We start from the raw sequence: 11067 nt of genomic DNA on the forward strand, positions 1-11067 counted from the left end.
CTACTGATTCTGTAATTCTTCAAGTTCTTCCCAGCGCTCAAACGCGGCTTCAAGGTCAGACTCAAGTTTTGCTAAATGGTTCAATGCATTAGTGGTTACGTCGCTATCTTGTTTGAAAAAGTCAGGATCGCTCACTACAGCTTGCTGCGCTTCTACAGCGGCTTCAAGTTGTTCCATTTTATTGGGTAGTTGCTCTAATTCAAGTTTTAATTTGTAAGAAAGCTTAGTGCTTTTGTTTTCAGGCTTTGTCGCGGCTACAGGCGCAGGTTTAACGTCTTTTTTTGGTGCTTGTTGCTGTTTTTCCTGCTCGGCTAAATAGCTTAAATAAGCTTGGTAATCGGTGTAACCCCCTACCATATCAGTTATTTTGCCATCACCTTCAAACGCCCATACACTACTACACGTATTATCAATAAATTCACGGTCATGGCTTACTATAAGCACAGTACCCTGATACTGATTAATAATTTCTTCGAGTAACTCTAATGTTTCAATATCCAAGTCATTAGTTGGCTCATCGAGTACTAAAATATTTGAGGGTTTCAAAAATAGTTTTGCAAGTAAAAGCCTGTTTTTCTCACCACCAGAGAGTGCTTTTACAGGTGTACGCGCACGTGCCGGTGGAAACAAAAAGTCTTGCAGGTAACCAAGTACATGACGAGAACGCCCGCCCATCATTACCTCTTGTTTACCCTCGGCAACGTTATCTTGAACAGTGGCCTCTTCATCAAGCTTTTGCCTGTATTGGTCAAAGTAAGCAAATTCTAAATTAACGCCTTGTTTAACATGACCGCTATCGGCTTCTAAATCACCAAACAGCAGTTTAAGTAAGGTAGTTTTACCAATACCATTTGGGCCTACTAAGCCAATGCGGTCACCGCGCATAACAAGGGTAGAAAAATCATTAGCAATCACTTTATCTTTAAATGCATGACTAAGGTGTTTTGCCTCAAACACTAGCTTGCCGGATCTATCAGCCGTTTCAATATTAAAATCGGTTTTACCTACTTGCTCTACACGGGCTTTGCGCTCAACACGTAGCTGTTTAAGTTCACGTACACGGCCTTCGTTACGAGTACGACGGGCTTTAACCCCTTGGCGTATCCAGGCTTCTTCCTCTGCTAAACGCTTATCAAAGAGTGCATTTTGTGATTCTTCTACTTTTAAGTCATGCGCTTTTTGTTCAAGGTAGGTCGCGTAATCGCCAGGGTAAGAGATAAGTTTACCGCGGTCTAAATCTAAAATACGCGTTGCAACGGCACGGATAAACGCACGGTCATGTGATATAAATACAATACCGCCTTTAAATTCTTTTAAAAACTGCTCTAGCCATTTAACACTGTCTACGTCTAAATGGTTTGTTGGCTCATCAAGTAACAATAAGTCAGGCTCACTCACAAGAGCACGTGCTAAGGCAACTTTACGCAACCAACCACCTGAGAGCGACTCTAATTTAGCATCTGGGCTAAGCTCTAAACGCGTGAGTACTAATTGAATACGCGAATCAAAACGCCAACCGTCACACGCTTCTAAATCGTTAGATAAACGCTCAAGCTTATTTAGCAGTTTGTCGGTGCAGTCGGTTTGTAACTGTGTGCTTACGTGGTGATAATCAATCAGCAAATTAGCAATATCAGGCATACCCTGCGCTACATAATCGAATACTGAGCCATTTGCTCCTTTAGGAGGATCTTGCTCTAAGCGAGATATTTTGATCCCGCCAAGCTGGTTAATTTCACCATCATCTAAAATAACTTGGCCATCTAGTACTTTTAAAAGTGTAGATTTACCCGCCCCATTTCGCCCTACAATACAGACGCGCTCACCGCTTTCTATCACTGCATCAGCATCATCAAGTAATGGGTGCGTACCATAAGCTAACTGCGCTTTTTGTATTCTAATTAAATCCATAAATACTGCTCTTTTATTCTTGCGCTAAAAATTCATGCACTGTTTGTGCATCAAACGGCCAATACAAATGGTGGCCGCTTTTGCTCTCAAATACGGGAATACTTAACTGAAAACGCGCTATTAGCTGCTCATCAGTGAGTATATCAATTAATTTAAGCTCACTACTTTTATCCAAGACCGATAATAAAACCTGCTCGGCTTGCTCACATAAATGACAGCCATCGGTGTGGTATAAAACATAATTAGCCATGGGTAATTAACCAACTGTTGTGTATTTTTTTATTACGTTTGAAATCAGGTGATAACGTTTTTTCTGAAATATTTTCAGCTTTTAAGCCTAAACCCATCAAACCTACTTCATCCATTACAAAACCACGTTTGTTATTAGAAAAAATTAATGTACCCGACGGACTCAAGATTTTTTTAACCCAAGTAAGTAATTTTATATGATCGGTTTGCACATCAAACGCGTCTTTCATTCGTTTAGAATTAGAAAACGTAGGCGGGTCTAAAAAGATTAAATCGTATTGGCCTTGTGCGTATTCTAGCCATTTTAAACAATCAGCTTGCTCAAAACGGTAGCGGGTATTGCTAATATCATTTAACGCAAAGTTATCTTGGCCCCACTTAAGGTAGGTTTTTGATAAATCAACGGTGGTAATTGCTTTTGCCCCCCCTAATGCCGCGTGCACAGAGGCTGTACCTGTGTAGGCGAATAAGTTTAAAAAGCGTTTGTCTTTTGCATTTTGCTGAATATAACGACGCGCTAAACGATGGTCTAAAAACAGCCCTGTATCGAGGTAATCAAACAAGTTTACTTTAAACTTAGCGCCAAACTCTTCCACCACCATAGTGCGGTTTCGTTTAGCCATTGGGGTGTACTGCTCTTCCCCTTTTTGTTTTTTACGCACTTTAACGGCAATGTTTTCAGGCGCTATGCTTAGCTGCTGTGCAGTTAAGCTAATCACATCTTGAAGACGCTTTTCTGATGTTTTTTCGTCAATTTCTTTAGGGGCTGCGTATTCAAAAATCACAGCAGAGTCGCCGTAAATATCAACCGCTACGTTGTATTCAGGAATATCAGCATCATATACGCGATAAGCTTGTACTTCGTTTTGTTTAAGCCAATTTTTTAGGCCTTGTTTGTTCTTTTTCAAACGATTAGCAAACGACATTGAGCCTTCAAAATTAAGAGCCGGTTTGTCATCGCTTGTCAGGCTTACCTGTTTATCATCTAACTGATATAAATTTAGCTCTACATCTAATGGGCCGTTTTTAAATTTATAACGCTTTTGTTTAACCAGTTTTAACAGCTTAAATAGGCTTTCATCCATGCCTAGTAACGCAAGCTTCCAATGATTAAAGTGCTTTTTAAAACCCACGCCCATGCTGCGGTGTAAATTTACCAGCTCAGCCATAGAGCCAATACGTTCGCCGTACGGTAAGTTAGAAATAACCACCCCGGGTAATTTAGCCACAGAGGTAAGCTTAGTTGCATCACTTTGCTTAAACTTAATAACATTACCCAGCTCTGCTCGCTCGGCATTGGCAATGGCTTTATCAAGAACTTGCGCATCGTAATCGTGGCCAATTAACCACAATTTAGGATCGGTAATTTGCTCAATTAATTCTTCGCGAAGTTGTTTAAATTTGGCCGCTCTAAAACTAGGTAAACGCTCAAAAGCAAACCCTTCTCTAAATAAACCAGGTGCTTCGTTACGCGCCATGCCCGCCGCTTCTATTAAAATAGTGCCGGCACCACAACAAGGGTCAAATAAAGGTTGATTTACATTTTCAAGCCAACCACTGCGTTTAATAATCGCGGCCGCTAAGTGCTCTTTAATAGGCGCTTTACCTTGGCCTTGGCGATAACCGCGCTCAGATAAACGAGGACCTGAGTAATCAATGTACAAAGCAACACCATGGCGATTTAAACGCGCCACAACACGCACATTGGCATCTTGCTTATCTACATTTGGGCGCTGTTCGTATAAATCGTTAAAATAGTCAACAATCGCATCTTTAATTACCAAGCCTGAAAACTGGGTATTTTTTAAAGAGTCGTTGGTACCATTAAAATCAACGGCAAATGTTTGGGTAGGGCCAAACCATTCTTGCCATGGCTGAAAACGAGCAAATTTATACAGGCTATCTTTATCATTAACGCCTTCTTTTTCTTCAATAAGCATCAGCACACGTGTTGCATAACGAGTTGATAGACAAACCTTTTGCGCCAATGTTGAATCTGCCTCAAAGCGAACAGAACCCACAGTTTGTTTAGACACGACGGCGCCTAATTCTGTTAGTTCATCAACAAGTAAATTTTCGATTCCGATAGAAGTAAGTGCGATAAATTGCAAAGTAATAACCCTTAATAGCTAATTGCGCAGGATTATAACATAGGTTGGCTGACAAACACTTGATAAACGCAGCTCGATTTGTAAATTTGCTAAGCTGATTTAGTGTGATATTGCTCAAGTAATAGCGGGTGAACACGATTGTTTAAAACGCGGATAACTTCAAACTGTTCAAGAGACAAATTATCATCAAGTTTGAATGTTTCGTTAAGGTTTAGGCAAATTGAAGCATCAGGGCAATGTTCAACAATTAAAAACTCACCGGTTTGCGCTTTTGAGGTAAGTTTAACGATGGCTTCTGTACTTGGCTGGGTGCCTGTGTACTCTTCAAAAAACCAACTTTTAGCCAGTACCGGTTTTAAATGAAATTTTACAGCGGTGGCATTGAGCGCAATTTGGCAAATTTGTGCAGGCTTATACAGCTCAAAACCATCTAAGTAGTTATATACCTGTTCATAAAAAGCAGCATCTTCTAAGCTAAAACGCGGGTTTTCAAATACACAGTCGGTGAGTTGTCTTAATTTATACGGTGTGCATAGTTGCATATCGTCATTTAAATCAAGTAGTAAGCGGTTTTTATTTGCACATGCAATCCACTGCCATTGTTTTGTTGCTTGTAACATTTGCCTCCTCCTTGTTTAAAAATTTATTTTTAATTAAGACATTAATATTAGATTATAACGGCTTTTGACCATTTTTAAAACATTTGTTTAGAACATTTATTGAACGATCAAAAGCTTACATAACTGATCCTTATAAGGAATCAACGATCGATTTTACCAATTGTGGCCCTTTGTAGATGAACCCAGTATAAACCTGCACTAAATTTGCGCCTGCATTTAGCTTTTCTTGAGCAGATTGCGCATCATCAATACCACCTACACCAATAATTGGTAATTTACCTTGTGTTAAACGTTTAAGTTCGCTAACAACGTGTGTAGATCGCTCTCTTACAGGGCTGCCAGATAAACCACCCGCCTCATCGGCGTATTGCTGCCCCATTACTGCACTACGTTCAAGCGTAGTATTTGTTGCGATTACGCCATCAATTTGATTAGTTAATAGTGACTCGCTAACCTGATCAATTTGGATTTGATCAAGATCTGGCGCTATTTTAACCAGCATAGGTACTTGCTTATTATGCTTGGCAATTAAATCAAGCTGTTCATTCTTTAAACTTTGCAGTAAATCATCTAACGCGGCGCCATATTGTAAATCGCGCAGCCCTGGGGTATTTGGAGATGAAATATTGACCGTAATATACGAAGCATGCTCGAACACTTTACGCATACAATGAATGTAGTCGTCTTTACCTTGTTCATTTGGGGTATCTTTATTTTTACCAATATTAATACCTAAAATACCGGTGTACTTGGCATTTTTTACGTTATTAACTAAATTATCGACCCCTTTATTATTAAAGCCCATTCGGTTAATAATGGCATTTGACTGCGGTAATCTAAAAATGCGCGGCTTATCATTACCTGCTTGCGGGCGCGGGGTAACCGTGCCAACTTCTACAAAACCAAAGCCCATTTGGCTAAAGGCATCAATACACTCAGCGTTTTTATCTAAACCTGCAGCCAAACCCACAGGGTTTTTAAACTCAAGGCCTAAAAAATTAACTGGTTTGTTTTGTAGTTGTTGTGACCAAGCTGCGTTTAAAGGGGTGTGTGCAAAACGGCGTAAATTATTAAGCGCAAACTCATGTGCCCATTCAGCATCTCGGGTGAACATAAAACGGCGGGCTAAATCGTAAAACATGAATTGTTCCTCTTTAAATTACAGACAAAAAAATACCTCAGACTAGGCTGAGGTATTGTATAACAATTTTAACAATTAACTGATTATTTACTGAATAAATAACCAATTAAAGCTAAATTATTTTCCTGATGTATCACAGTTATGGCTTAACAACATTAATTCGCGCAGTGCAACTGAGAACTTAGCAAAGTCGTGACTTTGCGAGGTTTTAAATTCAGCTAACATTTGCTTCCAACGCTGTAGCAGCAGATCTTGGCTGGCCATCCACTGATCGATTTGATTATCAACATCGTTTTCGTCACCTTCAAAGCTGTTTAGCACAACATGAGAAAGCGTACGTTGTTGCCAATCAAGCTCTTCACGGTACGACGCACGGGCAAGTGCTTGCCAATGGTTAGAAACAGGCTGGTTAGTAATTTGATCTAAGAACCAGTGTAAGCCCATACGCGAGCCAAGTTTAAAGTAGGTATTAGATACCATCGCCACACTGCGGCCTGAATTATGCGCTATTTCAGCAATATCCATTACAGAGAACAGGCTAGAAAGGTCAATAATACGCTTAGCAATTTGCTTAGGTACACCTTTTTCAACTAGCTCATTTGCTTTGCCAGTTAAACATTCGTGTTCTTTGTCTTGCATGTACGTATTTAAGTTTTCGCTTAAATCTTTAAACGTTGGCGCAAAGAACTCAATAGCTTGTTCAATTGTTTGTGCTTTATTACGATGACGCAAGAACCAGCGTGTTGCACGACGAACAGTACGACGTAATTGGTACAGCATTTCGGTTTGAACCGCTGCTGGGATTTTATTATCTAGCGCGCTGATTGATGACCAAGTTTCACGCATTTCAAAAATCTCACTCGCAATTGAGTAGCACATTGCGATTTCAGCTTCGTTAGCACCGGTCTCTTCGTTCATGCGTACCATGAAGTTTAAGCCCATGTCATTAACGATATTGTTCGCCAGTTTTGTTGCAATGATTTCTTTGCGCAGTGGGTGATTATCCATCGCGTCGTTAAATTTTTCACGCAGTGGACGCGGGAAAGACTTAACTAGTAGCTGACGGTAGTAAGGGTTTTCGGTAATTTCATCTGTTACTAACGACTCTTTAAGCACCATTTTAGCGTACGAAACTAATACTGAAAGCTCTGGACGTGTTAGGTCTTTACCTGCTGCAGCGCGCTCTGCCAACTCTTCATCAGTTGGTAAAAACTCAATTGCACGGTTTAGCTTGCCTTCTTTTTCAAGGGCATGAATAAAGCGGATCTTCTCTTTAAGAGTTGATGCACCTTTAGACTGTGTAATCGACAATGTATGTGTTTGACGGTAACAATCTTTAAGTACAAGCTCAGACACTTCGTCGGTCATAGAGTAAAGTAACTCATCACGTTGTTTACGTGTTAAATCACCTTCAGAAACTAAGCCGTTAAGTAAAATTTTAATATTTACTTCGTTATCTGAACACGCAACACCGCCTACGTTATCAATAAAGTCGGTATTTACACGCCCGCCTTTGGCTGCAAACTCGATACGCCCTAATTGGGTTGCACCTAAATTACCGCCCTCACCTAAAATTTTAGCGCCAAGGTCTTTACCGTTTATGCGCAGCGCATCGTTTGCACGATCCCCTACATCAGCGTCTGTTTCGTGGCTGTTTTTAATGTAAGTACCAATACCACCGTTCCACAGTAAATCAAATTCCATCATTAATGAGGCTTTGATTAACTCGTTCGGTGTCATGCTTGCTTTTTTAGTGCCAAGCATTTTTTTCATTTCTGGGCTTAAAGAAATCGATTTAGCTGCGCGCGAGAAAATTCCACCACCCGCTGAAATCAGATCTTTATTGTAATCTTCCCATGATGAACGAGGCAGGTTAAACAAGCGCTCACGCTCTGGGTAAGAGGTCGCTGCATCTGGTGTAGGGTCTACAAATATGTGCATATGGTTAAACGCGACTTGTAGGCGAATGTGCTTAGACAATAACATACCATTACCAAATACGTCGCCAGCCATATCACCAATAGCAACCACAGTGAAGTCGGTAGTTTGACAGTCAATATCCATTTCACGGAAATGACGTTTAACAGACTCCCATGCACCTTTTGCTGTTATGCCCATTTTCTTATGGTCATAGCCTACTGAACCACCTGATGCAAACGCATCACCTAGCCAGAAGTTGTATTCGTTAGCAATACCGTTAGCAATATCAGAGAAGGTAGCTGTACCTTTATCGGCTGCAACTACTAGGTATGGGTCGTCTTCATCGTGACGTGTTACATTAGCTGGCGGTACAATTTCACCACGCTCAATGTTATCGGTAATGTCTAATAAACCACGGATGAAAATTTTGTAACACTCTTGACCTTCTTTAATAAAGGCTTCGCGTTCACTCGGTAGCTGCTTACATACAAAACCACCTTTAGAACCTACCGGAACAATTACAGTGTTTTTAACTTGTTGCGCTTTTACTAAGCCCAGTACCTCAGTACGGAAATCTTCACGACGGTCTGACCAACGAAGGCCACCACGAGCAACTTTACCACCACGTAAATGCACACCTTCTACACGCGGAGAGTATACAAAAATCTCAAATGCTGGCAGCGGAAGCGGCATATCAGGAATTAAGCTAGGCTGTACTTTAAACGACACGTAAGATTTAAACTGACCTGTTTCATCTTTTTGGAAGTAGTTAGTACGCAGTGTTGCCACAATCATATCTACGTATAAACGTATAATACGGTCATCATCAAGGTTCGCTACGTTTTCAAGCTCTAAGTAAATTTGTGCACTTAATTTTTCAAGTGTTTTAGGGCTTGCAGGGCTTTTTACTGAGAATTTTTTAGCAAATAAGTTAACTATTTGCGCAGCAATATGCGGGTAGTTTGCAAACGTGCTCTCAATGTAGGTCTGTGAGAAAGTAACCCCAATTTGGCGCATGTATTTTGCATAGGCACGTAATATAGAGGCTTCACGACCTGTTAAACCACCCATTAATACTAAGCGGTTAAAGCCGTCGTTTTCAAGGCGGTTGCCCCATACATTAGTTAATGCAGCGCGAAAACGAGCAGAAATCTTATCAAAGTCGGCCATTCCTTTGCTGTCAATCAGCATAGAGAAGTCCATGATCCAATTGATACGACCATCACTTGTTTTAACAGAATATGGCGTTTCACCTACCACGCGTAAACCAAAGTTTTCTAGCATTGGCATAACATCAGATAAGTGAATTGGCTCATCTTTGTGGAACAAGCTTAGGCGTACAATATTGCTGTTAGCTTCTTCTTGCGGACGGTAGAACAGCATTTCTAGCTTGTTCTCGTCGTTTAACAATTCTAGTTTTTCAATATCGACAACCGCAGCACTTGGTAGTACTTCATCTTTGTACGAGCGTGCAAACGCGTTGCAATATTTACGATTTAGCTCATTACCGCGGGCTTCCCCTGCTGACTCTAACAGTGCAGATTGTAATTTATCTTCCCATGTACGAGCAGCTTCTACTAGGTTGTTTTCGATGTCTTTCACGTTATATTCGATATTGTTATCGGTCACACGAACGGTGTAATGTGTACGCGCCAGTGTTGACTCAGAGAAATAGGTAGTAAATTCGACTTTTTCGTCAGAATTAAAGGCGTTAGCTAAAATGTCTTGTGTTTCTCGGCGCAGCGCTGTGTTATATCGCTCACGAGGAACGTACACCATACAAGAGAAGAAACGTCCGTAGGAGTCTTTGCGAACAAACAAGCGACACATGTCACGCTCTTGAATTTGTAAAACACCCATTGCTACTTCAAGTAACTCGCTCTCGCGAGCTTGAACTAATTCATCACGTGGGTACGTTTCTAAAATATTAAGTACCGCTTTGTATGCATGGGTGCCTTTTGCAAAGTCACACATATCCATGATGCGGTTAATTTTAGTTTTTAGAACAGGCACATCTGCTGCGCTGTTGTTGTAAAAGCTTGATGAAAATAGGCCGATAAAACGGTCTTCACCAACCACATTGCCTTCATCATCAAAGCGTTTAATACCAACGTAATCTATGTACGCTGGGCGATGAACGCGCGATACAGAGTTCGTTTTTGTTAATACTAATAAGTTACTGCTGAGGGCTTCTTGGCGAGCAAATTCAGGTAATTCAGATAATAAACGTGTGTGCTCATCGGTTGAATTTTTCATCAGGCCAAGGCTTGTGTCCATTTTACCTTTTAACTGGTAATCACCTTGTACAGGGGTAAGCTCGTACTCGCGATAACCCATTAAAGTAAAGTTATCTTTAGCCAGCCAATCTAAAAACTCTACGGCTTCAGATACTTCGTTTTTGTTTTTATTGTGCTTACGTTTTGGTACTTCTTTAGTAACAGAGACTAATTTTTCGCGAATTGGCTGCCAATCATCTACCGCAATAGAAACATCAACCAATACTGATTCGAGCTCTTTTTTGAAAGACGCAATAACAGATGCATCGGTTTGGCGGTCAATCTCAATAAAGAACACTGTTTTAGTAGAGGTCGATTCTTGCTCTGCTTTTAAATTTGATAAACCGGAAATTTTAGCGTTATTGTCACGCTGAATTTTTAGTGGGCAGTGAAGTAATAAGTGAGAAGCTATATTTTCACGGGTCATAGCCATACGAACAGAATCTACTAAAAATGGCATATCTTTAGCAATAATTTCTACAATTGTATGTGATGACTGCCAGCCATCTTTTGCTACTTCAGGGTTGAAAACGCGAATTACTGCGTCGTCCGTGGTGTTTTTTTCTAGTGCATTCCAAAGGCTGAGTGCAGCACCGTATAGGTCACTATCATTGCGATTTGCCAAATCCTCTTTAGACATATTGCTGTACAAGGCTTTGGCGAATTTCTCAACGAGTAACACATTATCAGCGTGAACTTTTTTCTGGATAAGCTTACAGACATTATCTAGGATAACCGAGGCTTGGCCTTCATTTCGTGTCATTGTATGTTCCTTAATCTATTACTGCTTTTAGTTAAGCAGAATATTTGTACAGCCATTTATTAGCGTGGAGTCAGTT

6 protein-coding genes are annotated in these 11067 nt (G+C 40.6%); all 6 read right to left on the minus strand.

Annotation, left to right across the window (positions count from 1 at the left end; all coding sequences use genetic code 11):
* The 6 genes from PSH50_RS00880 to PSH50_RS00905 all read right to left on the minus strand — a co-directional run bounded on the left by PSH50_RS00880 (window position 1) and on the right by PSH50_RS00905 (window position 10991).
* Complete coding sequence (locus PSH50_RS00880) at window positions 1-1911, minus strand: ABC transporter ATP-binding protein (protein WP_029772627.1); 1911 nt, start codon at window positions 1909-1911, stop codon at window positions 1-3.
* Between the two features lie 13 nt (window positions 1912-1924).
* Window positions 1925-2161 (minus strand): glutaredoxin family protein, encoded by a 237-nt coding sequence (locus PSH50_RS00885; protein WP_024033535.1) that lies wholly within the window; start codon window positions 2159-2161, stop codon window positions 1925-1927.
* Entirely contained in the window at window positions 2154-4271 is a 2118-nt protein-coding gene (gene rlmKL / locus PSH50_RS00890; RefSeq protein WP_273587358.1) for a bifunctional 23S rRNA (guanine(2069)-N(7))-methyltransferase RlmK/23S rRNA (guanine(2445)-N(2))-methyltransferase RlmL, read from the minus strand. The genes PSH50_RS00885 and rlmKL overlap by 8 nt, the downstream gene beginning before the upstream one ends.
* Before the next feature lie 89 nt (window positions 4272-4360).
* Window positions 4361-4891, minus strand: a complete 531-nt coding sequence (locus tag PSH50_RS00895; protein WP_024033533.1) for a cell division protein ZapC — start codon at window positions 4889-4891, stop codon at window positions 4361-4363.
* A 130-nt stretch (window positions 4892-5021) separates the two neighbouring features.
* Window positions 5022-6032, minus strand: a complete 1011-nt coding sequence (gene pyrD, locus PSH50_RS00900) for a quinone-dependent dihydroorotate dehydrogenase (RefSeq protein ID WP_154944564.1) — start codon at window positions 6030-6032, stop codon at window positions 5022-5024.
* Window positions 6033-6149: 117 nt separating this feature from the next.
* The gene (locus tag PSH50_RS00905) at window positions 6150-10991 is read right to left on the minus strand and encodes an NAD-glutamate dehydrogenase (RefSeq protein ID WP_273609220.1); all 4842 of its coding nucleotides are present in this window, start codon (window positions 10989-10991) and stop codon (window positions 6150-6152) included.
* Window positions 10992-11067: the final 76 nt, after the last annotated feature.

Origin of the sequence: Pseudoalteromonas sp. Angola-7, assembly GCF_028599255.1 — a bacterium.
Taxonomy (GTDB): Bacteria; Pseudomonadota; Gammaproteobacteria; order Enterobacterales; family Alteromonadaceae; genus Pseudoalteromonas; species Pseudoalteromonas atlantica.